Source organism: Lentzea sp. (genome assembly GCF_035525475.1).
Classification (GTDB): Bacteria; Actinomycetota; Actinomycetes; order Mycobacteriales; family Pseudonocardiaceae; genus Lentzea.
In genome coordinates this window covers 1-26824 of record NZ_DATLEC010000151.1, presented here as the reverse complement: position 1 = coordinate 26824, position 26824 = coordinate 1, and the positions used below count along the sequence as shown (strand labels likewise).

28 protein-coding genes are annotated in these 26824 nt (G+C 69.7%); 20 read left to right on the top strand and 8 right to left on the bottom strand.

Translation table 11 applies throughout. The annotated features are described in order from the left end of the window. Nucleotides 1–205: 205 nt before the first annotated feature. On the bottom strand, nt 206–2884 hold the full coding sequence (gene fxsT / locus VM306_RS25215) for an FxSxx-COOH system tetratricopeptide repeat protein (RefSeq protein ID WP_325519315.1): 2679 nt from the start codon (nt 2882–2884) through the stop codon (nt 206–208). A 222-nt stretch (nt 2885–3106) separates the two neighbouring features. Here fxsT and VM306_RS25210 point away from each other — a divergent pair, with 222 nt between their 5' ends. Further along, nucleotides 3107–3544: a peptidase inhibitor family I36 protein gene (locus VM306_RS25210; RefSeq protein ID WP_325519313.1), complete on the top strand. Its 438-nt coding sequence runs from the start codon at nt 3107–3109 to the stop codon at nt 3542–3544. Nucleotides 3545–3600: 56 nt separating this feature from the next. Next, nucleotides 3601–4482 carry a hypothetical protein gene (locus VM306_RS25205; protein ID WP_325519311.1) on the top strand — a complete coding sequence of 294 codons (882 nt, stop codon included), beginning with the start codon at nt 3601–3603 and terminating at the stop codon, nt 4480–4482. A gap of 10 nt (nt 4483–4492) precedes the next feature. Here the strand turns inward: VM306_RS25205 and VM306_RS25200 are convergent, their stop codons facing one another. Together VM306_RS25200 and VM306_RS25195 are read right to left on the bottom strand one after the other, a co-directional pair. Continuing rightward, complete coding sequence (locus VM306_RS25200; protein ID WP_325519309.1) at nt 4493–5305, bottom strand: hypothetical protein; 813 nt, start codon at nt 5303–5305, stop codon at nt 4493–4495. Nucleotides 5306–5318: 13 nt separating this feature from the next. Then, the gene (locus VM306_RS25195) at nt 5319–6299 is read right to left on the bottom strand and encodes a helix-turn-helix domain-containing protein (protein ID WP_325519307.1); all 981 of its coding nucleotides are present in this window, start codon (nt 6297–6299) and stop codon (nt 5319–5321) included. A gap of 137 nt (nt 6300–6436) precedes the next feature. On the opposite strand from VM306_RS25195, the gene VM306_RS25190 reads away from it, so the two are divergent. Beyond that, nucleotides 6437–6934, top strand: a complete 498-nt coding sequence (locus tag VM306_RS25190; protein ID WP_325519305.1) for a hypothetical protein — start codon at nt 6437–6439, stop codon at nt 6932–6934. A gap of 87 nt (nt 6935–7021) precedes the next feature. Here VM306_RS25190 and VM306_RS25185 read toward each other — a convergent pair whose 3' ends face one another. Continuing rightward, the gene (locus VM306_RS25185) at nt 7022–7669 is read right to left on the bottom strand and encodes a DedA family protein (RefSeq protein WP_325519303.1); all 648 of its coding nucleotides are present in this window, start codon (nt 7667–7669) and stop codon (nt 7022–7024) included. A 23-nt stretch (nt 7670–7692) separates the two neighbouring features. Between VM306_RS25185 and VM306_RS25180 the strand changes: the two genes are divergently transcribed. The 5 genes from VM306_RS25180 (at nt 7693) to VM306_RS25160 (ending at nt 11062) form a co-directional block, all read left to right on the top strand. Then, a complete protein-coding gene (locus VM306_RS25180) occupies nt 7693–8484 on the top strand; it encodes a cytochrome c biogenesis CcdA family protein (protein ID WP_325519302.1) in 792 nt (263 codons plus the stop codon). Between the two features lie 8 nt (nt 8485–8492). Next, the gene (locus tag VM306_RS25175; RefSeq protein ID WP_325519301.1) at nt 8493–8966 is read left to right on the top strand and encodes a redoxin domain-containing protein; all 474 of its coding nucleotides are present in this window, start codon (nt 8493–8495) and stop codon (nt 8964–8966) included. Nucleotides 8967–9094: 128 nt separating this feature from the next. Continuing rightward, complete coding sequence (locus VM306_RS25170; protein ID WP_325519300.1) at nt 9095–9382, top strand: HPF/RaiA family ribosome-associated protein; 288 nt, start codon at nt 9095–9097, stop codon at nt 9380–9382. A gap of 106 nt (nt 9383–9488) precedes the next feature. After that, nucleotides 9489–9839, top strand: coding sequence for a YciI family protein (locus tag VM306_RS25165; protein ID WP_325519299.1), 351 nt, complete (start codon nt 9489–9491; stop codon nt 9837–9839). Next, entirely contained in the window at nt 9836–11062 is a 1227-nt protein-coding gene (locus tag VM306_RS25160) for an RNA polymerase sigma factor (protein ID WP_325519297.1), read from the top strand. The genes VM306_RS25165 and VM306_RS25160 overlap by 4 nt, the downstream gene beginning before the upstream one ends. Here the strand turns inward: VM306_RS25160 and VM306_RS25155 are convergent. Continuing rightward, on the bottom strand, nt 10970–11515 hold the full coding sequence (locus tag VM306_RS25155; protein ID WP_325519295.1) for a copper resistance CopC family protein: 546 nt from the start codon (nt 11513–11515) through the stop codon (nt 10970–10972). The two genes, VM306_RS25160 and VM306_RS25155, sit on opposite strands and share 93 nt — an antisense overlap. A gap of 44 nt (nt 11516–11559) precedes the next feature. Next, nucleotides 11560–12738, bottom strand: a complete 1179-nt coding sequence (locus VM306_RS25150; protein ID WP_325519293.1) for an MFS transporter — start codon at nt 12736–12738, stop codon at nt 11560–11562. Between the two features lie 119 nt (nt 12739–12857). Here VM306_RS25150 and VM306_RS25145 point away from each other — a divergent pair, with 119 nt between their 5' ends. Together VM306_RS25145 and VM306_RS25140 are read left to right on the top strand one after the other, a co-directional pair. After that, a complete protein-coding gene (locus VM306_RS25145; RefSeq protein WP_325519291.1) occupies nt 12858–13253 on the top strand; it encodes an ATP-binding protein in 396 nt (131 codons plus the stop codon). 81 nt (nt 13254–13334) lie between these two features. Next, nucleotides 13335–13736 (top strand): ATP-binding protein, encoded by a 402-nt coding sequence (locus tag VM306_RS25140; protein ID WP_325519289.1) that lies wholly within the window; start codon nt 13335–13337, stop codon nt 13734–13736. On the opposite strand, the gene bla is transcribed toward VM306_RS25140, so the two are convergent. After that, nucleotides 13729–14631: a class A beta-lactamase gene (gene bla, locus VM306_RS25135; protein ID WP_325519287.1), complete on the bottom strand. Its 903-nt coding sequence runs from the start codon at nt 14629–14631 to the stop codon at nt 13729–13731. The two genes, VM306_RS25140 and bla, sit on opposite strands and share 8 nt — an antisense overlap. Before the next feature lie 4 nt (nt 14632–14635). Continuing rightward, nucleotides 14636–15751: an alpha/beta hydrolase family protein gene (locus tag VM306_RS25130; protein ID WP_325519285.1), complete on the bottom strand. Its 1116-nt coding sequence runs from the start codon at nt 15749–15751 to the stop codon at nt 14636–14638. Between the two features lie 134 nt (nt 15752–15885). On the opposite strand from VM306_RS25130, the gene VM306_RS25125 reads away from it, so the two are divergent. The 10 genes from VM306_RS25125 to VM306_RS25080 all read left to right on the top strand — a co-directional run bounded on the left by VM306_RS25125 (nt 15886) and on the right by VM306_RS25080 (nt 26452). Continuing rightward, a complete protein-coding gene (locus VM306_RS25125; protein ID WP_325519283.1) occupies nt 15886–17265 on the top strand; it encodes an extracellular solute-binding protein in 1380 nt (459 codons plus the stop codon). A gap of 22 nt (nt 17266–17287) precedes the next feature. Next, nucleotides 17288–18139, top strand: coding sequence for a sugar ABC transporter permease (locus tag VM306_RS25120; protein WP_325519281.1), 852 nt, complete (start codon nt 17288–17290; stop codon nt 18137–18139). Beyond that, on the top strand, nt 18136–18957 hold the full coding sequence (locus tag VM306_RS25115) for a carbohydrate ABC transporter permease (RefSeq protein ID WP_325519279.1): 822 nt from the start codon (nt 18136–18138) through the stop codon (nt 18955–18957). Before VM306_RS25120 ends, VM306_RS25115 begins: the two co-directional genes overlap by 4 nt. Continuing rightward, nucleotides 18957–19940 carry an ABC transporter ATP-binding protein gene (locus VM306_RS25110; protein WP_325519277.1) on the top strand — a complete coding sequence of 328 codons (984 nt, stop codon included), beginning with the start codon at nt 18957–18959 and terminating at the stop codon, nt 19938–19940. The genes VM306_RS25115 and VM306_RS25110 overlap by 1 nt, the downstream gene beginning before the upstream one ends. A gap of 4 nt (nt 19941–19944) precedes the next feature. Next, nucleotides 19945–20631, top strand: a complete 687-nt coding sequence (locus VM306_RS25105) for a phytanoyl-CoA dioxygenase family protein (RefSeq protein WP_325519275.1) — start codon at nt 19945–19947, stop codon at nt 20629–20631. Nucleotides 20632–20742: 111 nt separating this feature from the next. Then, the gene (locus VM306_RS25100) at nt 20743–21558 is read left to right on the top strand and encodes an ABC transporter permease (protein ID WP_325519273.1); all 816 of its coding nucleotides are present in this window, start codon (nt 20743–20745) and stop codon (nt 21556–21558) included. A 3-nt stretch (nt 21559–21561) separates the two neighbouring features. After that, entirely contained in the window at nt 21562–22566 is a 1005-nt protein-coding gene (locus VM306_RS25095) for an ABC transporter substrate-binding protein (protein ID WP_325519271.1), read from the top strand. A gap of 23 nt (nt 22567–22589) precedes the next feature. Then, a complete protein-coding gene (locus VM306_RS25090; RefSeq protein WP_325519269.1) occupies nt 22590–23372 on the top strand; it encodes an ABC transporter ATP-binding protein in 783 nt (260 codons plus the stop codon). A gap of 102 nt (nt 23373–23474) precedes the next feature. Then, the gene (locus VM306_RS25085; protein WP_325519267.1) at nt 23475–25532 is read left to right on the top strand and encodes a PQQ-dependent sugar dehydrogenase; all 2058 of its coding nucleotides are present in this window, start codon (nt 23475–23477) and stop codon (nt 25530–25532) included. Further along, on the top strand, nt 25529–26452 hold the full coding sequence (locus VM306_RS25080) for a hypothetical protein (protein WP_325519265.1): 924 nt from the start codon (nt 25529–25531) through the stop codon (nt 26450–26452). The genes VM306_RS25085 and VM306_RS25080 overlap by 4 nt, the downstream gene beginning before the upstream one ends. The last annotated feature ends 372 nt before the right edge of the window (nt 26453–26824 follow it).

Genomic DNA, 26824 nt, shown 5'->3' with positions numbered 1-26824 from the left:
GTTGCGCCAGGTCGCCACGGACGTGAAGACCGTGCACATCGAGCAGATCGGGCACCACGTGGCGATGGAAGCCCCCGAACAGCTCGCGACCGCCCTCCTCGACTTCTACGCGAACATCGACAGGGGATGACCCCACGGCGCGCTCACAAGCTGATGCGCAGCTACTCCACGCAATCCGCAAGCTTCAAGCGGATCGGGCAGGAGGTCACGCCCCGTGCGCGGGCGGAGCTGCCGCGGGGTCGAGGTGCATGACTCGGTCCGCGCTCGTGGCCGTCCGCAGGCGAAGTGCCAGTGCGGCGGCCTTTTCGGCCTTGGGGTGGGTCTCGCCGAGCCGGCTGCTCAGGATCAGCGCGCCCCGGTGGGCGAGGTCCGTCGCGGCCGGGTCGTTCAGCAGGTGCGCGACCCGCGCCTTCAGCAGCAGGACGTAGCCGATGTACAGGTGGTCCGGCGGGTATGCGGCCTCGCGGATGCGCAGTGCGCGGGAGAGCAGGGGCTCGGCCGTGACGTGGTCGCCGCGGTCGAGGTGGACGCTCGCCAACGCCACGAGGTCGAAGCTGACGTACGGGTCGTCCGGCTCGTATGCCGCCTCATCGATCCGCAGCGCCCGGTGGGCCGCGGACAACGCCTCCTCGTGCCGGCCGAGGAGGTGCTGGGCGCGCGCCAGCGTCGCCAGATCCGTGGCGATGAGGGGACTGTCCGCCGGCAGGGAGGACTCGTGCAGCGTCAACGCGCGTCGCGCCCTCCGCCGCGCTTGCTCGAACTCCCCGTTGTCCAGGTGGATCTGAGCCAGGGTGACCAGGTCGAAGCCGACCTCGACCTCCCTCCCTCCGAGCGACTCGTCGATCGCCAACGCGCGCTCGCACAACGGCAGCGCCATCAGGTGGACCCCGATGGAGAGCAGGAACGCCGACGCCAGCCTCAGCAGCGTGGCCGTCTCCGCGGCACATCCGGCCGACGGTGCGTCGTTGACCACGGCGAGCACGTGCGGGAGCAGTTCTTGCCAACGCGGCCGTGCGTCCGGATCGCGGTGGATGTCCTGTGGCACGGCGGCGAGCAGAGCACCGCACAGTTCCGCACGGGTGTGATCGAGCAAGTCGGCCGGCATCGCGGCCCGGATCGCGCTCTGCACCAGCCGGTGCAGCAGCAGCGAGGAGTCTCCGCGTCGCGCGAGTCCCATGCCCGCCAGCGCGCCCACCGTCGTGTCCCACGTCAGCGTGTCGCCTGTGACCGCGTCCAGCGATCCGGCCGCGCCGACGAACACGTCCAGCGGGATCGGCTCGGGCGCCAGCAGGGCGCACAGTTGCAGCAGCCGCAACGATTCCGGCCGGTCGGCCGCCAGTTTCCGCACGCTGAGCCGCCACAGGTTCGCGACCACCACCCGCGGCCGGTCGGGAAGCTCGCCCAGCCCGATCATGTCTTCCAGCCGCGAGGTCAGCAGCGCCAGGTAGTGCTCGGGCGGCGTGCTGTTGTAGTCCATGTACCCGGCGGCCTGCTCCAGCGCCAGGGGCAGATCCCCCAGGTGCTCGGCGATCCGGTCCGCCGTCGGCGGCGTCATGCCGGGGATCCTCCTGGTCAGCAGGCGCACGGACTCCTGTCTGGTGAACAGCTCCAGGTTCACGACGCCGGCCGTGCCCGACCATCCGCTCGACCTGGACGTCACGAGAACGTGGCCGTGCCCGTCGACATCGCCGGGCGGCAGGGCGTGCGCGAGGGTGCTGGGCTTCTCCCCGTTGTCGAGGATGACCAGCCAGGGGCTGAGCTCCCGCAGCCCGTCGTACACCCTCGGCACCACCTGCTCCGCGCTCACCTCGGCGATTCCCAGCTCCTCCGCCAGCTGAGCGAACCGCGACGCGACCATTTCGGGGCTCTCCGCGTCCATGAAGACCACGAGCCGGTACTCGGACCGGTAGCGATGGGCGTACTCGACTGAGAGCTGCGTCTTGCCGACCCCGCCCAGCCCGCACACGACCTGCACCGCGATGTCGCCGCCAGAGACGAAGCGCTCCCGCAGCTCCCGCAGGACCGCGTCGCGCCCGGTGAAGTTGATGTTGCGCGGGGGCACCCGGCAGGTCGCCGGCCTCGAGGACCGGGCCGCCGGCACCCGCGCCTCCCCGGTGCCGGACCGGGCACGGTCGTGCTGACGCGACTCGGTTTCGTCGCAGAGGACCAGCTGGTGCACGCGCCGGACATCAGCGCTGGGGTCGACGCCCAGTTCTTCGGCGAGCCAGGTCCTGAGGCGGTCGAACACCGCCAGTGCCTCCGCTCGCCGGCCACAACGCTGAAGGGCCACCATCAGGTGCGCGTGCAGCCCCTCCCGCAGCGGGTGGTCGCGCACGAGGCCGTCGAGATCCTCGACGACCTCACGGTGCTCGCCGAGATCGAGCCTCCACTCCGCGCACAGCTCGATCGCGTTGAGCCGCAGCTCGTCCCATCCCGCGGCCGATCTGCTCAACGCCCCGACGCCCAGCCCGGCGAGCGCGGGGCCACGCCACAGGCGCAGCGCTTCCTGAATCGTCCGGACCGCCCGAACCAGGTCGTCGTCCGCCGCGTGACGACGGGCATCGGCGACGGCGGCCGCGAAGCGCGAGGAATCCAGCTGTCGTTCGCCGACGAGGATTCGATAACCGGTTTCCTCGGTCAGGATGAGCCGCTGATCGGTGTCGCCCAACTGCTCGCGCAGGGCCGACACGCAGTTGCGCACCTGCTTGAAAGCGGAGTACGGCGGCTCGCCTTCCCAGACCATCTCGACGAGCCGCGGTAGCGGTACCACCGCGTTCGGAGCGAGCAGCAGAGCGGCCAGCGTCCGCTGACGACGTGCGCCCGACACGACCACGCGGCCCGCGTCCGACCAGACTTCAAGGCTGCCGAGCACGCGGAACTCCATGCTCCCGGCCTCCCCCAACCGACAGTAGCCGATCGCGAGCATAGCGTTGCCGACCGCCCTGGGTGGCGTGACCTGCGGTGAGGACGGCGTGATGACCAAACGAGGACGGCGCCCGGCACCGTGGTGCTCGTCCGGTCACCGATCCGGTGGCGATCGACTCGAAGGGGGATTTCCCCGGACAGGACCGGACGCCTGAAATTCCACGAGGGGAACGGAAACACGATGAAAACGATCGCGGCAATTCTCGCTGCTGCCGGCGTGGCAGCGGTGTCGCTGGTGGCGACCGAGACCACGGCGAGTGCGGCGTGCAGGGCCGACTACGCCTGCATGTACTCCGCCTCGAACTACACCGGCCTCAAGCGCGAGGACTTCAACAGCCGGACGAACTGGGGCCAGATCACCTACAACGGGTCGAGCATCGCGCTGTACAGGGGTGACGGTTCCCAGCTCAACGTCAGTTCGATGGAGAACCGCGACCCGAACTCCTACATCGCCGTGTACTACAACTCGGGCTACCGGGGAGCGTGCTTCCGCATCCGCCCGAACGGCAGCGTGCCGAACTTCCAGACCATCCCGTTGTCGATCGGCGGTGACGCCAACGACCGGATGAACTCCCACCAGTTCAACCCGACGAACTGCACCGGAACCATCTACGGCTGATCAGCGGCGGAGGCCCCGCCGATGGGCGGGGCCTCCGCGGTTTCGAAGGGGGAACGGTGAAACGAACGCTCGCGCTCTGCCTGGCCGCCGCCGCGGTGATCGCGGTCGCCGGCACGGTCGTGATGACCGGCCACGACCACACCACCACCTCGCCGCCGGAGGTGGGAGAGGTGCTGTCCGTCAGCTCTTCGAGGGACATCGTGCTGCCGCTCGACCGCTACCAGCACTCTCCGGACGACCTCACCACGATCGACAGGGCGACCGCCGTGCTGGCCCGCCGATGCGTGCGGGAGTTCGGCCAGACGTGGGTGGTGCCCGACCCGCTCCCCGTCCCGGCGAGCACCGGCTCCTCCCGGTACGGCGTCATGGACTACGACGAGGTGTCCACGTCGGGCTACCACCCGCCGGACAACGGACAGCCGAAGTCCCCAGACCTCCCCGAGCCTCCGCCGGAGGCGATGATGATCTACACGGGCAAGGGGATGACGTCGTTCGGCGGGAAGCAGATCCCGGAGGGAGGGTGCCTCGGCCAGGCGCGCCGCACGGTGGAGCGGGACGTGCCCGCGACCATCCAGGCCGCGGATCTGATCGAACTCGACCAAAGCACGTTCGTGCGCGCACAACAGGACGACCGGGTGCAGCGCGTGATGGCGGGATGGCGTGGGTGCATGGCGGAGTCCGGCTACTCCTACACCGACGTCTGGGCAGCCAACAACGACATCCGGTGGAGCGCGCAAAAGCCTTCGCAGGCCGAGATCGACACGGCGAAGAGCGACGTGCTCTGCCGGCAGCGCACCAAGCTGGTCGACACGTGGTTCGCGGTCGAGACCGCCTATCAACGCCAGGCGATCGGCGAGCGGGCCGAGCAGTTCGAGGCCCTGGACAGCGGCATGCGGATCAGGCTGGAGAACGCGAAGAGCGTGCTGGAGACCGGCTGACCGCTCCGGCTCAGGCCGGCGGCCGGCTGCCGGTGCCGCGCCGGCGGATCTGGAACACGCCTTCGGCGACGCGGAGCGAGTTGTGGCGGACCCAGTCCTGCCAGTGCGGCGGCCACCGGGTTTCGGTGGACCACCGCACGCCGTCGAGCGGGACGCCGTCGAGATCGGCAGCCGCCAGATCGACTCCCACCATGCTGGTCACCGCCGTGACCAGGCGGTGGATCGGTTCCGTCAGGGCCGCCTCGAGGTCAGCGACCTCGTGACGCTCGGCGGCCGCGTGAGCCTCGGCGGCACCGGCGAAGGCGTCAGCGAGCCGCGGGGCCGAGCCGGCGGCTCGGAGGCGGTGGACGATGCGATCGAGCAGGCCTTCGAGTTCGTACCTGACGCGGTCGGCGAGGCGGTGCGCGAGGTTGCGAACAGCGACGTGCGCGTGCGGGGAGGGTTCCTTCAACAAGTCGCTGAGTTCCACCGCGAGGGCGTGGAGGCCGGTTTCCCCCGCCACACCGAGCCTGAGGTCGCGGCAGAGGTGTGCGATGTGAATTCGGGCTTGGGGACGGGTAATGGCGTATCGGCGTGGGTCGTCGAGCGCGTGGGCCACCCCGCGAGTGCGTGCCGCACAGGTGGCGAGATGGGGCACGCCCGCGAGCAGCTCCACCGGTAGCCAGGCACGGGCCGCCAAGCGCTCGGCGCCGGGCAGCGCGGCGAGCTCGTCCACGAGGGCGGCCAGTGGTTCGGCCGGCCAGGGAACGCCGCCGGAAGGCACCACCTCTGCGAGCCCGGCGTGCAGAGAGTTCAGCCACTGGTCGAGTTCGTCATCGGTCATCGGTCACCTCCCGTCAGCGGGCGTCTTCCAGCAGACGTGTCGCCTGCGCGGTCCGCCGGTACAACACGAAGCGTCCGTCCCTGCTCTTGGTGACGAGGCGTGCGCGGTGCAGTGCGCCGAGGTGGTAGGAGACGGTGGCCGCGGCGTATCCCGTCCGGGCGGCGAGCTCCGCGGTGGACCGGGCGGTGCCGAGGTCCGCCAGCAGGACCGCTCGGGCGTTCCCGACCACCGGCACGATCGCCCCGGACCCGCGGTCCTGGCCGGCTCCGATCCGCTGGGCGGGGTAGTAGAGGACGAACTGCCCGGGGACGTCGACCTGGATGACGACGTCGGACCGGCTGAGCACGCCGGGCGCGAGGACCAGGTCCCGGCCGGTGACGTCGATCTCGCCGTCCCACGACCTGGTGAGGGTGACCGCGTCGCCGGCCCACTCGATGTCCGGGTGCAGTGCTTCGAGCGTCCGGCCGACGCCGTGGGTGGCCATGGTCGTCGCGCGGTGGGCGATGTCCTGGTCGATGATCGAGCTCAGCGCGGGCCAGCCGTCGGAGAGGGTGTCCCGCCAGAACCGCGCGAGGCCGTTGGCGAGACGTCGCTGCATCCGCCCCGACTCCGCGACCCGGCGGGTCGTGGCCCGCAGCGGCCTGCTCCAGTGGGTCCGGGTGTAGGTGAAGACCTGGGTCTCGAGGTCGTCCTGGGCCGCGGACTCGATCTGCGCGATCTGCTCGTCGAGCAGGTCCCCGCGCTGCGCGTTCGTTCCCGGTTGCGGGGTGAGCAGGTCGGGTGTGTACGTGTCACCGTTGCGCGGCAACAGGTCCGCGAGCAGGGCGACGTCCGGGTGGGCGAGTGACGCGCGGGCGAGCGGCCCGGGATCCCCGAACACCGGGTGCCGTCCCGACGCGGCGGCGAGCCTGAGCCACGCCATGGACTCCGACGCCGGGGAAGGCGACAAGCGCGTCCTGGACACCGTGTCGGCGTCTACGCGCAGCGTCAGCACCACACCGACGCTAGCAGTCGTCGCGGCGGATTCGAGCCGGTTCGAATGCTTTCCGGTGCGGGGGTCACGCGCAGTTGAGTTGGTGCTGCCGGACAACGGCGTGCACCCGTTACTCGAAGAACCCGGGAGTGGTGGTCATGGTGAGGCTGAAGGACACGACGAAAGCCAAGCGCGGCAGGAGGAGGACGGGGGCGTTCGTGGCCGCGGTGGTGTCGATCACCGGGTCGCTCTTGGCGGGGGCGCCCGCGTCCGCGGCGCCGGACGAGGTCAAGGCGAACGCCTGGTCCATCAGGATGACGCCGGTGCCCGCCAACGGCAGGGTCAGCTGCTACGGCTACTACGGCACGTTCAGGGCCGGCACGGACGTCATGGTCGTCGACTGGGAGACCAGCAGCGACGAGTGCTTCGGCATCGCGACCGACCGGACGATCTGGCACGTGTGGCCCAAGTCGGGAGGGTGGAAGCCGATGCCCGGCAACGGCCACGCCGACTACATCTACCCCGAGGTCGTCGAGAGGTCCGACAAGGCTCGCGCGGTCATGGTCTCCATACCGTCAGCACCCCGCTGGCGCTGGTGCCAGGACTACTTCGTCAACACCGACTGGACGGGCGCCTGGTACGACTGCACTCCGTAGCAGAGCTGGACGACCGGTGCTGCGGGCGTAGGGCTCCGAATCCGTCGCGCAGGTCCGGACACCGTCCGGGCCTGCGCCGCCGCGGAACTACGCGGGCGTGACCTCTTCCTCGTTCTGCCCCTCGAACTTCTCCGCCGCCTTCGCCAGCCGGCGCTTCACCACGAACACGCCGGCCACGCCCGCCACCACGGCGATCGCCAGGCCCGCGTACGAAAAGCCCTTCAGCCACTTCTCGGCCACCACGCCGAGGTAGTAGACGGCCGCCGCCGTGCCGCCCGCCCAGACGACGCCGCCCAAGGCGTTCGCGACGAGGAACTTGCCGTAGTTCATGTGCAGCGACCCCGCCAGCGGGCCGGCCAGAATGCGCAGCAGAGCGACGAAACGGCCGAAGAACACCGCCCAGGCGCCGCGTTTCTGGAACACGCGGCGGGCGTGGTCGATCTGCGTCTCCCCGAAGTGCTTGGGGAATTTGCGGCCCATCCACGCGAACAGGCGGGGTCCGCCCCTGCGGCCGATGAGGTAGCCGAAGTTGTCGCCGATGATGGCGCCCGCGCTCGCCCACACGCCGATCCACAACGGGCTCAGCTCGGCGTGCTGCGACGCCAGCAGTGAGGCCGTGACCAGCACGATCTCGCCGGGGAGCGGGATGCCGAGCGACTCGAGACCGATCACCACGCCGACGATCGCGTACACGAGCAGGGGTGGGATGGCTTCGAGCCACTGTTCGATCGGCACGCCGCAACTCTAGCCTCGACCCCGTGAACGAGCTCGCACTCGCCGTCGTCGCGGGAATGGTCGCCACGGTCAACCCGTGCGGATTCGCGATGTTGCCCGCGTATTTGGCATTGGTGGCCCGGGACAACCTCGCCAGAGCCTTTATGTCCGGTTTGGTGATGACAGCCGGATTCGTCACCTTCTTCGGCCTGTTCGGCCTTCTGGTCACACCGGTGGCCGCGACGCTCAAGAGCTATCTGCCGGTCGTGACGGTCGTGATCGGGCTCGCGATGGTCGTCATCGGCGTGCTTCTGCTGCTCGGCAAGGACTTCTACCTGCGGCTGCCGAAGCTGCAAGCGGCGCCGAAGAGCCTCTGGTCGATGTACGGCTACGGCGTCGCGTTCGCCATCGCCTCTCTTTCGTGCGCTATCGGCCCGTTTCTCGCCGTGGTGGGCACATCGCTGCAAACCGGAGGTGTCGCCTTCCTCGCCTACGCCCTCGGCATGGGTCTTGTCGTCACGGCGCTCGCCGTTGCGGGATCGGCGCTGGCGCCGCGGATCAGGAAGCTCTTGCCGTATGTAGGTCGCATCGGCGGTGTAGTGCTGGTCGTCGTCGGTGCGTACGTCACCTACTACGGCATTTACGAGCTGAGGTTGTTCCTCGCCAACGGCAGCGCGGCCGACCCGGTGGTGCGGGCGGCCGGGCGGTTCCAGACGACGCTGGTGCAGATCATGTCGGCGCTCGGGCCGTGGCCGTTCGTGGTCGCGCTCGCCGTCGCGGGCGGGTGGTGGCTGAACCGGAGGAGGCGCGAGGCCGTACGCCCTGACAGGAGGTGAGGAGCCGAATGCGCGTCCTCGGGCTGCTGTTGGGAGTCCTGCTGCTCGCCGGGTGTGCCGAGAAGGCGCCGCCCCCGGAGAAGTTCCAGTTCACGGCCAAGACCCTGGACGGAGCGGAGTTCCGCGGCGACAAGCTCGTCGGGCAGCCCGCCGTGCTGTGGTTCTGGACGCCGTGGTGCCCGTCCTGCAACGCCGAGGCCTCCCAGGTCGCGGAGATGGCCAAGCGCCACGACAAGGTCCAGTTCGTCGGCGTCGCGGCGCAGGACCAGCTCGACGCGATGAAGAAGTTCGTCGCCGACCACCACATGGACGGGTTCCCGAGCCTCGCCGACCTCGACGGGTCGGTGTGGAAGCGCTTCGGGGTGACCGCCCAGCCGACGTTCGCGTTCGTGCGTCCCGACGCCTCGGTGGAGCTGCTGGTCGGCTCGCCCACCGAGGAGCAGCTCGACCAGCAGGTTTCCTCTTTGACGGCACAGGTTTGAGCCACAGCAATCCCGGGAAAAGGGCCCTGTGCAGTCGGGACCAACGCCTGGTTCGGCACTGCGATTCGGTTACGTGGTGTCGAACGGGCCGCGCGGCGTTGTCGTGTGGCCCTGAGGAGGCAGTGGCGATGGACTACATCCAGGTCTCGCTCGGAGAGTCCGTTCCCGAACAGGCTCGGGACTACGCGTCCGCGCGCATCGGTTCGCTGGACGACTACGCCCCCGGCCGGGTCGACTTCGCCTGGGTCGACCTGACGGCGGACAAGACGGTGATCCACGCGCACGCCCGGTTCGACCTGAAGTGGGTGGAGGTGCGGGCGTACGCGGAGGCCGGGACGGTCACCGAGGCCGTCGACCTCCTGCGCGAGCGCATGCGGCGGCAGCTCGTCTCGATGCGGCTGACGCCGGCGAGCTGATCCCGGTGAGCTGAACCCACCACCCGACGGCGGACGGGTGGTGGGGTCGCCGCACCTGTCGAAACGGGTCACCCTCGTTCGTACAAGGGGCGAAGGGAGATCCACCATGACGCAGAAGTACCTGCTCAGCATCTACCAGCCCGACGGAGAGGCTCCTTCACCCGAGGTCCTCGACCCGATCATGGCGAACCTGGCCGCGCTGAACGAGGAGATGCGGGCCGAGGGCGCCTGGGTGTTCGCCGTCGGCCTGCACCCGCCGTCGACCGCGACCGTGCTCAGGGCGAAGGACGACGACGTGCTGATGACCGACGGGCCGTTCACCGAGGGCAAGGAGCACATCGGCGGCTTCACGGTCGTCCGGGCCGCCGACCTCGACGAGGCCCTGGAGTGGGGACGCCGGCTCGCGACCGTGCTCAGCCCGCTTGCGGTCGAGGTCAGGCCCGTCGTGTCCGGATGATCGACCGGATCTTCCGCGCGGAGTACGGCCGCGCGGTGTCCGTCCTGACCCGCGTCCTCGGCGACATCGACCTCGCCGAGGAGGCGGTGCAGGACGCCTTCGCCACGGCCGCCGAGCAGTGGCCCGTCAGGGGCGTGCCGCCGTCGCCCGCCGGTTGGATCATCACGACCGCCCGCAACCGCGCGATCGACAGGCTGCGCCGCGAGACCAGGGGCCGCGAGAAGCACGCGCAGGCGGCGCTGCTGAGCCGCGAACCGGAGCAGGAGGTGGGGGACGTGACCGACGACCGGCTGCGCATGATCTTCACCTGCTGCCACCCGTCGCTGGCGCCGCAGGCCAGGGTCGCGCTGACGCTGAAGCTGCTCGGCGGTCTGACGACGGGGGAGATCGCCAGGGCGTTCCTGGTGCCCGAACCCACGATGGCGCAACGGATCGTGCGCGCGAAGGGCAAGATCCGCGCGGCCCGGATCCCGTACCGGGTGCCGTGCGACGCCGACCTGCCCGACCGCCTGGAGGCCGTGCTCGCCGTCGTCTACCTGATCTTCAACGAGGGGTACCTGGACAGGCGGGAGATCGGCGACGAGGCGATCCGGCTCGGCCGCGTGCTGGCCGCGCTCATGCCGGACGAGCCGGAGGTGTGGGGCCTGCTCGCGTTGATGCTGCTCGTCGACTCGCGCCGGGACGCCCGGCTGCGCGACGGTGAGATCGTCCTGCTCGCCGGCCAGGACCGGTCGCTGTGGAACGCGGACCTGGTGGCGGAGGGCCAGGACGTCGTGCGCCGCTGCCTGCGCTGGAACCGGCCGGGCCCCTACCAGGTCCAGGCGGCGATCAACGCCGTGCACAGCGACCCGCCGACCGACTGGCACCAGGTCGTGGCGCTCTACGACCAGCTCATGGCGATGACGCCGAGCCCGGTCGTCGCCCTGCACCGGGCGGTCGCGGTGGCCGAGACGGAGGGCCCGGCGGCAGCGCTCGCCCTGGTCGACGCGCTCCATCTGGACCGCTACCACCTGTTCCACGCCGTGCGCGCGGACCTGTTGCGGCGGTTGGGGAAGGACCCCCGGGCAGCACTGGAGGCCGCGCTCGAACGGGCGGAGCACCCGGCCGAACGCGACCTCCTGCGGCAACGACTAGTTCGCTGGGCGGCGGCGGACCAGCAGGATCGCGCCGACGACCACCACCAGCCCGACCAGGACCCACACCCAGAGCGGCACGCCACCTGACTCCTGCGACGCCGGCGGGGCGGCGTTCGACACCGGCGCGCTCACCGGCACCGACGACGTGGGCGCGGCGGACGAGGTCTGCGCGGCGACGTTCATCGTGAAGGTGAAGGTGCCCTCGACGGTGTCGCCGTCCTCGGACTTCGCCTTCCACGCCAGCGTGTGCGCACCGGCCTTCATCGCCGCGGTGTCGAACTTCGCGGTGATCGTCCTGTCGACGGCGGCGGACTGGGTGATCGGCCACTTGGCGCCGTCCGGTCCCGTGATGGTGATCGCGTCGCCGTCGGGCAGGCTGATCACCCCGCTGAACGTCAGCTCGACCTGCTGGGGCGGGGCGTCGAGGGCCGCGCCGGACGCCGGGTTGCTGCTCTTGAGCTCGGCGTGGGCCTGCGCGGGGACGGCCACGGCCGTCGCGGCGAGCAGTGCCAGCACGAGCGCGCTGAAGAAACGCCTCACGCGCGCAGCGTAATGGCACGGATGCGCTGTGACACAGACCGGAGTCAGACCGGGATCTGCGACGGCGGGACCCGCGACGCCCCGATCGGCAGCAGCGCCAGCCCTGCGGCGAGTGCGGCGGCCACCCCGGCGGCGATCACCGGCGCGATCGGTTCCACCTCGTACAGCAGCCCGCTCGCCACCGGCGCGATGACGACCGTCAGCCCGGCCGTGGCGTTGACGAACCCGGCGACCAGGCCCTGGTGCCGCGGCCCGGCGCCGAGCGTGGCGGCCGCGGCGAACCCGGTCACCGCGAAGCCGACCCCCACCGCCACCACCAGGAACCCCAGCGCCGCCAGCACCACCGAGGGCGCGACCGCCAGCACGGCGTAGCCGGCGAGCGCGACCGGCGCGCCGACCTTCATCAGCTTGCCGGCGGGCCACTTCAGCACGGGCACGAGCACGCCCTGCGTCCCGATGAGCCCGACAGCGGCGACCAGGGGCACCAGACCGGTGGCGCCCGCGGTGACGTCGGACTGCAGCCTGTCCTTCACGAGCAGGATGGTGACGACCTCGGCCAAACCGAGGGACAGGTGCATCAGGAACCCGACGCCGAAGGCGGGCAGCACCTCCCACGCCGGGAACCGCGCCGGCTGTCCGACGGGCCGTCCGGGCTGGACGACGAGGAGCACCACGACCGCGGCCACCGCGGCGATCAACGGCGCGAGATAGAGCGGCAGCATCAGCGACACGACCGCGAGGCCACCGCCGACCAGCGGACCGAGGGCGCCGCCGAGTCCCGCCGCCGCACCGACCAAGCCGACTGCCCGGGTGCGCTGCCCCTCGGGCGACGTGCCCGCCACGGCGAGCGCGGCGACCGGGAGCGACGCGAGTCCGATGCCCAGGAGAGCACTGCGCAGCACCAGTACGGCCGTGAACGCCAGCTCGGGCGTCAGGGTCTCGTCGGAGGCGAGCGTCACCGCCACGGCGAACCCGGCCAGGCCCGCCACGCACAGGGCCAGGCCGGCGATCAGCACGGGGCGCAGTCCCAGGCGGTCGAACGCCAGGCCCCACAGCGGGCTCGACAGGGTCATCGCGATGGCGGAGACCGTGAGCACCAGCCCGTACTGGGCGGCGGTGAGGTCGAGGCTCTGGGTCATGGCAGGGAAGAGCGGGGTGAGAAGCTGCTGCGCGAAGGAGATCACCAGCAGCGCGAGGAGCAGAGGCGTCAACGTTCTGGGCACGCGGTTCCCCCTGGAGTTGCGGCGGCGCGGAGAGGGTAACTCGCGATCAACTCGGTGGTTTGGGGATTGATGCAACCGGGTATCCCGCGCCCGAACTGATCATCCGACCGAGGAGCGGTTTGGCGCACGACCACGCAGCGGAGGCCGGCGAAGCGGCGGACCTGCCACTGGGCAGGCAAAGGCCGTCGCTCGCGGCTGTCCGGCGCTGGGTGCGCCTGGAACTGGTGGACGAGGACGTCGACGCCGTCGCGGACGTGCTGCTGGTGGTCAACGAGCTCGTCAGCAACGCCTACCGGTACACGTCGGAACCGTCGTTCCTGCGCGTGGTCGTGGAGCAGAGCAAGATCCGCGTCGAGATCACCCACGACTCCCGCGCTCATCCGCCGTTGCGCAAGGTCTCCCGTCCTCAGCGGGGGTACGGTCTGGTCCTGGTGGCCAGGCTGTCCGACCGCTGGGGAGTGGACAGGGCGCACGGCGGCACCGTCGTGTGGGCTGACCTGCCGAGGGTGACGTGATAGAAGTTCGCTGGGTTTCGAACGACGTGTTGCTGGGTATGGAACTCCTGCCTTGAACGAACAGGGCGCCAGGAGATGCTGATGGGTATTGCAGGACGGTCCGGCGAACGATTGGACCTCGTCCTACCGGAGGGGCTTCTTCCGCTCGCCGACGTGCGGGCGGAAGTGCGGCGCCTTCTTCGAGGGATGCACGAGAACGTCGTGGTCGACGTGATGGTCGTGGCGACGGAGCTCGTCAGCAACGCGTACCACCACGCCGCGCCGCCTCGCCGCGCCCGCATCCTGCACCTCCCCGAACGGGAGGTCGTGCGGGTCGAGGTCGACGACGGAACCCCCGGCCGGTTCCCGCAGCTCGGGAGAATGGGGTTCCGCGGACGGCGTCAGCGCGGGTTGCTGCTGGTGAACGGCTTGGCACAGGTGTGGGGGCACAACCGGTTCCCCAACCTCAAGACCGTGTGGGCGGACGTGTCCTCGGTCAGATGAGTGTCTTGAGAACGTAGGCGGCGGCCTCGGCGACGAGTGCCTCGTCGTAGTCGGCGTCCGCCGCGGACCTGCTGGACATGATCGCCACGAGGACCGGCTCGCGGTCCGGTGGCCACACGACCGCGATGTCGTTGACCGTGCCGTACTCGCCGGTGCCGGTCTTGCTCGCGACCCTGCTGCCCTGCGGAACGCCCGCCCTGACGCGCTTGGCGCCGGTGACCGAGCGTTCCAGCAGGTCCCTGAGGAAGTCGCGCTTCTCCGGCGGGAGAGCGTCGCCGAGGACGAGCCGCTGGTAGTCCGTGCCGAGCGACCGCGGCGTGGCGGTGTCACGCGGGTCGCCGGGCGTGGCGGAGGTGATGTCGGGCTCGACGCGGTCCATCCGGGTCTCCGTGTCGCCGAGCTCGCGCAGGTACCTCGTGAGCTCCGCGGGCCCGCCCACGTCGCGCAGCAGCAGGTTGCCCGCCGTGCCGTCGCTGTGGCGGACCGCCGCGTCGCACAGGTCGCGCAGGGTCATGCCCGTCCGGACGTGCTGCCTGGTGATCGCCGAGCTCTTCATCAGCTCGGCCTCGGTGTAGGTGACCACGGTGTCCAGGTGCGCCATCGGGTTGCGGTGCAGGACCGCGGCGGCCGCCAGGCCCTTGAACGTCGAGCAGAACGCGAACCGCTCGTCCGCCCGGTGCTCGACCGTCCTGCCCGCACCCGCCGCGAAGACGCCGAGCCGGGCGTCGAACTTCTTCTCCAGCTCGAACAACGCGTCGTGGCGCACGGGTGCGGCGCTGGTCGTCGTGGTGGTGGTCGCCGTCGGCGGCCCGGTCGTCGGAGCCGTCGGCCGAGCGGCGCAGCCGGCCAGCGGGAGCAGGGCGAAGGTCTTCAGCGCTGTGCGTCGATCGGTCACCGCATCAGTTCACCAGGCGGATCCCCGGATGGCGCGACCGGTCGAACAACGTCGTGCTCCTGTGCTTGAGGTGCAGGTCGAAGAACGCGCCCACGTGGTCGTGCTGGGCCTTCAGCGCGTCCCGCGGGGTGATCGTCCCGATGAGACCGGCGCGGTGTTCCGGTGTCACGGCGGAGATCTGCGGCACCGCCCATTGCAGGTCGGTGAACCCGTAGTGGGCGCCGTCGTCCAGGTGCACGTCGCGCTTCCAGCCGCGCTGGTTCGGCCAGAAGTCGGCCCACGACCTGGTGAGGCTCGTGTCCACGTGCGAGAGCTCGCGGTCGCCGAGGTCACCGCCGAACAGCAGGAACGGCCTGTCCAGGCCTCGGGTGACGACCTCGCCCGGTGCGTAGGTGCCGCCGTCGCCGGTGTGCTCCATCGCGCCGTCGATGTTGATGCCCGCGCCGAACCTCCGGTCGTGCGCCATCGTCTCGCCGGCCGTGTAGCCGCCGAACGAATGTCCCGCGATCCCGACCCGGCTCGTGTCGGCCCACCGGTGCAGCTCCGGGAGCTCGCCGAGGACGAACCGCATGTCCGCGACCCGCGTGTCGATGACCTTCTTCATCGTCTGCGGACTGCCGTCGACCTGGCCGTACTCGATGCGGTCACCTGGGAACTCCACGGCGAGCGCCTCGTGCGTGTGCGACACGGAAACGACGACGTAGCCACGGCTCGCCAGGTCGTCGACGGCGGCCGCGTAGAACTCGCGCGGCGCCTGGAGTCCCGGTGAGAACAGCACGACGGGCCACCTGCCCGGCACGGCCCTCGCGTCCGCACGAGCCTGTCGCCGCGTGCCGGACCAGTCGACGGTGCCGGCGGGGACGTCGAGGAACGCCGGGCTGGAGAGGATCGGGTCGGCCGCCGCGGCGAGACCGGGAGCGAGCCACGGAGCCCGTTCCCCGGTGCGGTGGGCCGGATAGCTGACGGTCACCATCAGTTCCCGGTTCTCCGACGGCCGGAACGGGTCGGGCCGGGCGGTGTCGACGAGGTGCGCGTCGAACGTCCCGACCGGGAAAGGCCCGGTGGGCTGTGGTGAGACCAGGGTCGAGGCGACGAGGACGGCCGCTGTCAGAAGCTGCATTGTTGATCTACCTCCTTCGCGGGCGAGCCTTGCAGCCGCCCACTGAGAAGGTGCTGAGAGCTTGTGGCCGGAGTGGTCCAGTGCCAAGTTGGTCGTTGACGTACCAGCTGGTCCTCTGGGTGGGGAGATCACGGATGCGGCGGACAACGACGTTCGGGCTGCTGGCGGTGTGCGGGGTGCTGGCGGGATGTCTGGGACAGACGCAGCAGGGCGATCAGGCGAAGAACGCCGACGCCAAGGAGGTCACTCTGACGATCGTCGCCAACGCGGTCGCGGGCGGGAAGAACTCGCGCGGGGCCGGCTGGCTGCAGAACTGGGTGATCCCGCGGTTCACCGAGCAGCAGAAGGCCAAGGGCGTCACCGCGACGGTCAAGTTCGAGCAGAACGGCGCCGGCGACGAGGACTTCAAGACCAAGGTCGCGCTCGACCTCAAGACCGGCGGCGGCGGTGACATCATCGAGATCGACGGCATCTGGCTGGGCGAGTTCGCGCAGGCGGGCCAGATCAAGCCGCTCTCCGACGTCGTCGGCAACACCGACTGGGACGGCTGGGACCAGATTCCCAAGGCCGTGCAGGGACTCGGCGAGTTCGACGGCAAGCGGTACGGCGTGCCGATGGGCACCGACGGGCGCGTGCTGTTCTTCAACAAGAAGCTGTTCACGCAGGCCGGGTTGCCCGCGGACTGGCAACCCAGGTCGTGGCAGGACGTCCTCGACGCGGGCGCCCGCCTGAAGGCGTTGCCCGGCGTCACGCCGATCCAGCTCAACGCCGGCACCGCGATGGGCGAGGCCACGACGATGCAGGGCGTGCTCCCGGCGTTGGCGGGCACCGGCAGGCCCATCTACGACAACGGCAAGTGGCAGGGCGACTCGGCCCAGCTCAAGGACGTTCTCGGGCTGTACAGGAAGATCTACGGCGGCGGGCTGGGCGATCCCGTGCTGCAGCAGGAGGCCAAGGGCCGCGACAGGTCGTTCCAGCTGTTCAGCGAGAACAGGATCGGCATCCTGCTGGAGGGCGACTACTTCTGGCGGTCTGTCGTGGAGCCGAAGAACGGCGTGGCGAAGATGGCCGACCGCGACACCGCCGTCGGCTGGGCGCTGGTCCCGGCCCGGCAGGCGGGAGCCGGCGTGGGCGGGCAGGACTTCGTCAGCATGTCCGGCGGAGGCGTGCGGGTGATCAACCCGAACACGCGGTACCCCAAGCAGGCGTGGGAGTTCCTGCAGTTCCTCAACTCCGCCGAGGCCGTGAAGGAGTCGCTGGCGGGCACCGCGCAGCTCACGCAGCGGCAGGACGTCAACGACGAGGTCCTGAAGGGCGATCCGATGCTGACGTTCGTCGCGGAGAAGGTCCTGCCGATCACCCGCTACCGGCCGGGTCTCGCCGACTACCCGAAGGTGTCGGCGGCGCTGCAGCAGGCGACCGCGGACGTGGTGGCGGGCAAGAGCCCGGACGAGGTCGCCCGCGCGTACCGGGAGGCGCTGGTGAAGGCGGTCGGCGAGGGCAACGTTGGCTAGCCCGGTACTCGACAGTTCCGGGTTGGGTGTCCGGCGCGCGGCCGGGTTCGTCGCGCCGGCCCTGGTGCTGATCGGGGTCTTCCTCGTCTTCCCCGCGCTGTGGACGCTCTACATCGGCATCACGAACTACCAGCTCACCGGGCCCGCGGCGGCCAACCCGCGGGTGGTGGGGCTGGACAACGTCGTCGAGGCCGTGCGCGACCCGTTGTTCACGAACTCGGTGTGGCTCACGGCGTTGTTCGTGCTCGGCTCGGCGGTGATCGGGCAGAACGTGCTCGGCTTCGGGCTGGCGTGGCTGTTGCGCACGGTGCGTCCCTGGCTGCGGCGGACCGTCGAGGGCCTGGTGCTGCTGTCGTGGATCTTGCCGGGCACGGTGGTGGCGTACCTGTGGTTCGCGGTGCTGAGCCGCGACACCGGCACGCTCGGCGTGCTGCTCGGCTCTCCGCAGACGGCGTGGCTGGTGCAGTACCCGATGACCAGCCTGATCGTCTTCAACGTCTGGCGCGGCACGGCGTTCTCGATGCTGCTCTACACCTCCGCGCTCGCCGCCGTGCCGCCGTCGCAGCTGGAGACCGCGCGGCTGGCCGGTGCCTCGGGCTGGCAGACGGTGAGGGACGTGGTGTTCCCGCACATCCGCGGGCACGTCCTGACGAACACGTTGCTGATCAGCCTGTGGACGGCCAACGACTTCACGCCGTTCCTGCTGACGGCGGGCGGGCCGAACCACCGGTCGGAGGTGTTGCCGGTGCTGATCTACCGCCAAGCGCTCGAGAGCGGGCAGCTCGGGTACGCGTCCGCGATGTCGATGCTGCTGCTGGTGGGCAACCTGGTCATCGCGCTGGTGTACCTGAGGTTGCTGCGGAGGCGCGCATGAGTCCTCTGTGGATGGTCAGGCGGATCGGCTTCTACGTGCTGGTCGCGGTGGTGATGGCGTTCTTCGCGGTGCCGATGCTGTGGCTCGCCTCCGCTCCGTTCGACTCGAAGCCCGGACTCGGGTTGCGCTGGCCGGACTGGACCCTGCGCAACGTCGTGGCGACCTTCGACCACCCGTACGCGCTGACGTCGTTGGTGAACTCGTTGGTGCTGTGCGTGATCGCGACCGTGGTGACGACCGTTTTCGCGGCTCTGGCGGCGTATGCGCTGTCGCGGGTGCGAATCCCCGGCCGGGACCTGTTGCTCTACCTGTTGCTGCTGCTGTCGAGCGTCGTGACGGGCACGGCCGCGATGGTGCCGATCTTCGTGATGATGCTGCAGCTCGGCCTGATCAACTCGCGGTTCGGCACCGCGCTGGTCATCGCGGGCGGCATGCTCCCCGCGGCGATCTTCATCCTGAAGGACTTCGTGGACGCCGTGCCGCGGTCGTACGAGGAGTCCGCGCGGGTGTTCGGCGCCTCGCCGCGCCAGGTGCTGAGCCACGTCGTGCTGCCGGTCGCGCGGCCCGGTGTCGCGACGATCTTCGTCTGGGCGTTCGTCAACGCCTGGGGCAACTTCCTGCTGCCGTTCCTGCTGCTGCGCGATGTCGGGCAGCAGCCGGCGGCGGTGCTGCTGCGGACCCTGTACGACGAGGGCGGCAGCGCCAACCTGACGGTGATCCCGGTGTTCTCGCTGCTGTACTCGATCCCGGTGGTCGTGCTGTACCTGTTCGTCAACAAGCGGTACGGGTTCCGATTCCACGGAGGCATCAAGAGCTGATGGCAAGCATCACCGTGGAGGAGCTGTCCACCGTCTACCCCGGCGGGGTGCGGGCGGTGGACTCACTGGACCTGGAGATCGCCGACGGCGAGCTGTTCGCGCTGCTCGGTCCGTCCGGCTGCGGCAAGACCACGCTGCTGCGCACCATCGCCGGCCTGGAGAGCGCCTCCGAGGGAGCCGTGGCGATCGGCGCGCGCGACGTCACGCGCCTGCAGCCCGGTGACCGCCGGGTCGCCATGGTGTTCCAGGACTACGCGCTGTTCCCGCACATGACCGTGGCGGAGAACATCGCGTATCCGTTGCGGGTGCGGGGAGCGGCGAAGTCCGAGCAACGGGAGGTGGCGTCGCGCATCGCGGGCGGGCTGAGCCTGGACGGGTTGCTGGAACGCCGTCCCGGTCAGCTCTCCGGCGGCCAGCAGCAACGGGCCGCGCTGGCCCGTGCGGTCGCCGCGTCGGCCGAGGTGCTGCTGCTGGACGAGCCGCTGTCCAACCTGGACGCCCGGCTGCGGCTGGAGGCGCGGACGTTCCTGAAGAAGCTGCAACGGGAACTGGCGTTGACGACGGTGTTCGTGACGCACGACCAGGCCGAGGCACTGGCGCTGGCCGACCGGATCGCGGTGATGGACGCCGGCCGCATCCGGCAGATCGGCACGCCCCGCGAGGTGTTCCAGCGACCCGCGGACACCTTCGTCGCCAACTTCATCGGCTCGACGCCCATGAACCTCGTGCCGCGCTCGTCCGAGATCATCGGCGTCCGTCCCGAGTACCTTTCGCCTGCTGATTCGGGACTTTTCACCGGAACCGTGTCCATTGTGGAGAACCTCGGCGTGACGTCGCTGGTGACGCTCGACTGCGGCGAGGAGCAGATCGGGTACGTCGTACCCGAGGACGACGAACCCGCTGTCGGCACGACGGTGACCGTGGACGCCCCGCCCGCACGCGTTCTGCGTTACGACAAGGAGACCGGCCTACTCGTGAGGTGAGCTGATGTTCCAGACCGACGGCTACGAGACGCATCCGAGCGTGCTGGCGCCCTCCCGGTTCGAGGCACTGGCGACGCACTTCGAGGCCAAGCTGGCGGCCCTGCCGGAAGGACAGCGCCCCGAGCACATGGACGTGCCCCACCTGACCGACCCGGCGCTCTTCGAGTGGCTGCTGGACCCGGACGTGCTGGACCTGGTCGAGTCGCTGATCGGCCAGGACATCGCCCTGTTCTCGTCGCACTTCATCTGCAAACCCGCCGGTGACGGCAAACCCGTGCCGTGGCACCAGGACGCGCACTTCTGGCGCGACAGCATCTCGCCCGCCGGTGACGCGATCACGGTGTGGCTGGCGATCGACCCGTCGACCGTGGAGAACGGCTGCCTGCGGGTGATCCCGGGCAGCCACCTGGCCGCCGCCGAGCACACCGGGACCGCAGACTCGTTCTTCAACCAGGAGACGGCGGTGGACGAGTCACGGGCCGTCGACGTGGAACTGGAGCGCGGCGCGTGCAGCGTCCACTCGGCGATGCTGGTGCACGGCTCGCCGCCGAACCGCAGCACGACGCGCCGGTGCGGCTACACGATGAGGTACATGCCGACGACGGTCCGGTTCCTCGCTCCCGGCACCCACAGGATCTACCTGGCGCGCGGCCGCGACCGGGCGGGCAACGACTACACCCCGGTGCCCTGAGCCCGCTACGCCGATCGAAGGCCGGGCGCAGCTTCATCGATCCTCCACCTTGACCGGTCAGTGGACCGGACATAGCGTACGGGAAAGCGCTTTCCGACCCGAGGGGGCTGTGTGGGCACGGTTTCGGGAGAACGCTGGCGAGGCGTCGTCGAGCGGACGTGGCGTCCGGCCGCACTGCTGGCCGCCTGCCTCGCGCTCTGGCAGCTCGTCACGGTCACCGGCATGGTCGAGGCCTACTTGGTGCCGTCACCGGGCAGGACCTTCGGCCTGCTGGTCGACAAGTGGTCGTACCTGTGGGGCCACACGTGGGTGACCACCTGCGAGACGGTCCTCGGGTTCGTCATCGCGGGCGTCCTCGGTGTCCTGATGGCCGTCGCGATGGTCTACTCGCGCACGGTCGAGAGCACCGCCTACCCGCTGCTGCTGTTCGCGCAGGTCATCCCGAAGATCGCGATCGCGCCGCTGTTCGTGGTGTGGCTCGGCTTCGGCTTCGAGCCCAAGGTCGTCGTGGCCGTGCTGATGGCGTTCTTCCCCGTCGTGATCTCCACGGTCACCGGCCTGAAGTCTGTCGACACCGAGATGCTCGAGCTCGCAGCCACGATGGGCGGCGGCCCGGTGAAGACGTTCGTGAAGATCCGCTTCCCGGCCGCCCTGCCGCACCTGTTCGCGGGCCTGAAGGTGGCGGTCACGCTGGCCGTCACCGGTGCCGTGGTCGGCGAGTTCGTCGGTTCCAACGAGGGCCTCGGCTACGTGATCCTGCAGGCCAACGGCAACATGGACACCCCGATGCTCTTCGCGGGCCTGATCGTCACCTCGGTGGTCGGCGTCCTGCTCTTCCTCCTGCTCGACCTCGCAGAACACCTGATGCTGCCGTGGCACGCCAGCAGGCGCGGCGCCGCCGTCACCACACTCCTCGCGAAGGGCTGATCGATGAAGAGAGTGCTCGCAGGTCTTCTTCCCGCGGTGCTGCTGATCGCCGCCTGCGGAGGTGGTGGTGGCACGGCTTCCGACGGCGGTGGAGCCGAGGACGTCACGCTGACTCTCAACTGGTACCCGTACGGCGAGCACGCGCCGTTCTACTACGGGGTCAAGCAGGGCATCTACTCCAAGCACGGCATCAACCTCAAGATCCAGGCCGGTCAGGGCTCCGGCAAGACGGTCACCGCGACCGGCGCCGGTCAGACCGACTTCGGCTGGGCCGACACGTCCGCGCTCGCCACGGCCGTCGAGCAGGGTGTACCGGCCAAGAGCATCGGCGTGTTCCTGCAGACCACGCCCGCGTCCGTGCAGTTCTTCACCGACAAGAACATCCGCAGGCCCGAGGACCTCAAGGGCAAGTCCGTCGCCACGACGGCGGGGGACGCGCTGACGAAGACGTTCCCCGCGTTCCTCAAGCAGAACGGCATGCAGGAGTCCGACGTCTCCATCCAGAACATCGACCCGGCGGGCAAGATGGCCGCGGTCATCTCCAACCGCACCGACGTGCTGCTCGGGTTCGCGTCCGACCAGGGGCCGACGATCAAGGAGAAGGCCGGCAAGGACGTGGGGTACCTGCGGTTCTCGGAGTTCGGGCTCAACTACTTCAGCAACGGCCTGCTGACGTCGAAGTCCACGCTGCAGAAGGACCCGGAGCTCGTGAAGAAGATGGTCGCGGCGACGCAGGAGGCCTGGGCGGAGGCCGAGAAGGCGCCGGAGGCGGCAGCCGAGTCGATGAAGGGCGCCGCCGAGCAGCTGCCGTCGCCGACGGTCGTGCTGGAGCAGTTCAGGACGACGCTGACGTTGCTGCACACCGACGCCACGAAGGGCAAGGCACCGGGCGTGAACAGCGTCGACGACTGGAAGAAGACCATCGAGACGTTCAAGAGCACCGGGATCATCAAAGAAGCGTCCGAACCGTCGGCCTACTGGGAAGAAAGCGTCGCCCCGAAAGGATGAGCACAGCAGGGATGAGCACTGATGTGACTGCAACCACCTCCGCCGTCGCGATCGACGACGTCTCCGTGCGCTTCCAGTCGAAGCGCGCGGAGGTCACGGCGATCGCGCGGGTCTCGCTCGACGTCGCGCCGGGCGAGTTCGTGTCGATCGTCGGCCCGTCCGGGTGCGGCAAGTCGACGTTGCTGAAGCTCGTGTCCGGCCTGCTCACGCCGTCGTCCGGTGCGGTGACGCTGCTCGGTTCGCCGGTGACCGGGCCGCGGCACGACATCGGGTTCGTGTTCCAGCGGGCAGCGCTGCTGGAGTGGCGGTCGGCGAGGAAGAACATCCTGTTGCAGGCCGAGATGCGCGGCATGAACGCGGCCGAGGCGGGCAAGCGCGCCGACGAGCTGATCGAGATGACGGGGCTGTCGGGGTTCGAGAACGCGCTGCCGCACGAGCTCTCCGGCGGTATGCAGCAGCGCGTGGCGTTGTGCCGTGCGCTGCTGCACCAGCCGCGCGTGTTGCTGATGGACGAACCGTTCGGCGCGCTCGATGCGTTGACCCGCGAGCAGATGAACGTCGAGCTGCACAGGGTGTGGCGGGAGACCGGCACGACGGTGCTGCTCGTGACGCACTCCATCGCGGAGTCGGTGTACCTGGCGAACCGGGTGATCGTGCTGACGCGACGGCCCGCGGTGGTCAAGGAGGCCATCGACGTCGACCTGCCCGCGGAGCGCGACTACTCGGCGACGATGGCGCGTCCGGAGTTCGCCGCGGCGACCGCGCACATCCGGGGTCTGCTGGGGTCGGTGACGGGACACGACTGATGGTTGTGGCTAATTCATCAGCTGGGTAGATTCGGAGGTCCGCCGCAGAGGAAAGCGCTTTCCACAGCCGTGTCGCACGGCCTGGCCCACAGGGTGGTGGGGATGTTCACACGCTTGTCCTGGTTGGCTGTCATCACGTTCGTGCTCTCCGCGTTGCTCGTGCCCGTCGCGTCGGCTCAGCAGGAGGCGCCGATCGCCGACCCGCTGCCGACACCGGCTGCGTCGGGCATCGGCCTGGAGCTCACCGAGGTGGCGCACCTGCCGGCCTCCCAGCCCGTGCCGCCGCCGACGGACCCGAGACTGGTGCGCCACAACAGGATCAACTACCTCGGCGAGGTGCCCGACGGCTCCGGCAGGCTGTTCGTGCCGGACATGAACGGCAAGCTCTACCTGCTGGACGGCGGGGCACAGCACACGTTCCTCGACCTGGGCGCCGCCGTCGGTCCCGACTTCCACACCCACCGCGGCCTGGGCAGCGGCTTCGGCTTCGCGGCGTTCCACCCGGACTTCCGGCGCAACGGCAAGTTCTACACCGTGCACACCGAGACCGGTTCCGCGCTCACCACGAAGAAACCCGATCTGCCCTCGTCCGGCGCCACGCAGGTGCACGGCGTGGTCACCGAGTGGACCGCCTCCGACCCACGTGCGGACGTCTTCTCCGGAACGCGCCGGGAGATCCTGCGCGTCGGCTTCGCGACGTTCATCCACGGCTTCCAGGAGATCGGCTTCAACCCGACGGCCCGCTGGTGGGACGAGGACCGCGACCTGCTCTACATCGCCTCCGGGGACGGGGGGATCGGCGCCAACACCACCGTGCCGCAGGACCTGGCGTTGCCGCAGGGCAAGATCCTGCGCATCGATCCCGCCGGTGGTGACGGGGCGAACGGCCGGTACGGCATCCCGCGCTCGAACCCGTTCGTCGGCGCCGCGGGCAAGCTGGGCGAGATCTACGCGTACGGCATGCGCGACCCGTACCGCTTCAGCTGGGACGCCGGTGGCTCGCACAAGATGTTCCTCGGCCACATCGGCGAGAAGGCCGTCGACTCGGTGTACGAGGTCCGCAAGGGTGCCAACCTGGGCTGGAGCGAACGCGAGGGCATCTGGGAGTTCCGCCGCGGCGACCCGTCGTGCGGCGTGTTCCCGCTGCCCGCCGACGACGCGAAGCACGGCTACACCTACCCGGTGACGGCGTTCGACCACAACCGTCTCGCGTCCACGAGTCCGTGCGCCGACAGCGGCAACGCGTTGATGGGCGGCTTCGTCTACCGCGGTGCGAAGATCCCTTCCTTGCGCGGCAAGTACATCTACGGCGAGGGCGTGAAAGGTCTGCTGTACTACGCCGACGAACGCTCCATGCGCGCAGGTTCCGCGATGGCGGTGTCACGCGAGCTGATGGTCTACGTCGACGGCCGGCTGACCACTTTGAAGGCGTTGGTGAACGACCCCGACCGCGTCGACCTCCGCTTCGGCCAGGATGCCGCCGGTGAGCTCCACGTGCTGGCGAAAGCGAACGGCAAGGTCTGGAAGGTGACGGGCGCGCGCACCTTCGCCTCCTGCCACCTGGGCCACGACGTCGTCGTCGGAAGCGGATCCGCCCGGTCGTGGGCGCCGGTGACCCCTGAACTGTGGCAGTTCCCCGGCCGTGAAGTCGTGCTGGCCCAACCGGGTGCCGCCCGTCCCGGTCCGCGGCGCCCGTTCGAGTACGCGGTCCTGACGAAGGGCCCGGCGTTCGGCTCGGTGCAGGCCGACGCCTCGGTGCGGCTGGACACGCCGGTGTCCGAGTCCAACCGGGACGTGATCATCGTGTTCGGGTACCGGTCCGACACCGAGTTCTACTACGCGCACCTCTCGTCGGACAACACGATCTACCCGCACAACGGCATCTTCGTCGTCAACAACGCCGACCGCCTGCGCCTGGACCACCAATGGGACGCCACACGTTCCGTCGGCGCCCCACCGGCCGTGTCGGACACGGCCTGGCATCGCGTCAGAGTGCGGCACTGCGCCGGTTCGGGTGAGATCGCGGTCTACGTCGACGGGTCCGGGTTCCCGCTGATGACCGCCGTGGACAAGACCTTCTCGTCGGGCAGGGTCGGCTTCGGATCGTTCGACAACATCGGCCGTGCGCGCGACCTGCTGGTGCGGGGGACCGGATCATGAGGCGACTGCTGGTTCTCGGTGTGACCGCGGCCTTCTGCATCGGACTGGCCGCGCCCGCTCACGCCACGTTCGGCGCGGTGCTTCCCACGCTGGCCCGCGACCTGGTGTCCTACTACGACTTCGAGCACCCGGTGCGTGGCGACAAGGCCCTGGAACAGGACCGCGGCCGCTCCGGCACGACGTTGTCGCTGATCAACGGCGGCGCCGGCATGCGCGTGCGTGACGGCGTGTCGAGCCGGACCTCCTTGCAGCTCAGGCAGATCAACCCGTCGGTCGCCGGGAACGACGACTGGAAAGCGGGCTTGTACAGGGAGTCCGGCGTGCCGTCGTTGAGAGCGTTCAGCGGCACGCGTGAGGCGTCGATCATGGGCTGGGTGAAGATGACGGGCCAGAACCCGGCGCCGAACTCGAACACCGCCGACCCGTCCGACCTCTACGGCGCGATCGGGCTGGCGGGCGTGCTGACCGGGAGCTCCGACGGCCACGCCGTGCGAGCGCTGCTGGAGCTGATCCAGGTCGACGGAGAGCTGAAGCTCGTGGCGCTGGCCAGGCGGCTCGACGGCGGCGCATCGCAGACTTTCGCCGCCGATCAGCCGTGGCAGGAGTTGTTGCCGCAGAACGAATGGGTGTTCCTGGCGGCGTCGTTCGACTTCGACACCGGCGCGATGGTGTTGTACCGCAACGGCGAACCGCTGAAAGGCAGGTACGTCGTCGCCGGTGACCCGTGGCAGCTCGAAGGCGAACCGGAGCCGGACCTGGCGTCTCCCACCGACCCGCGCGGGTTCAAGATCGGTGGGAGCTACCCGCAGAACACCCGTGAGCACAACACGTGCAACTGCCGGATGGACGACCTGATGTTCCTCGACCGGGTCGTCCGTCCGTGGGAGGTGAGCCTGCAGCACCGCTGGGCGAAGGGCTGATCCAGATCGTTCCACATCGCGTAGAATCGTTGTAATGGAAAGGAGTTCCGGAACGAGATCCCTTCGGGACCGTGACTCCGCCGACCGCGGGTCCGAGAGCCACGAAGATCATCGGTTGGCCCGGCTTCCGTGAGCGGTGGTTCTCCTGCGCCGAGCGGATCGGGCCGTTAGTCCTCGCCGATCACCGACGCCGATCTCGGCGATTGCCTCTGCTGAGGGTGCCGGAGGTCCGCTAGCGTGCGGGTTCCGCCGAGTCCACCGGAGAGCCCGAGTGAGTGTTGGTGTGCCGTCCGACCGCGGTACGACGTCCAACAACGTCGACTCCGCGGTTACCGCGGTCCAGGCCGGCGCGATCCGCGACGTGCACTTCCA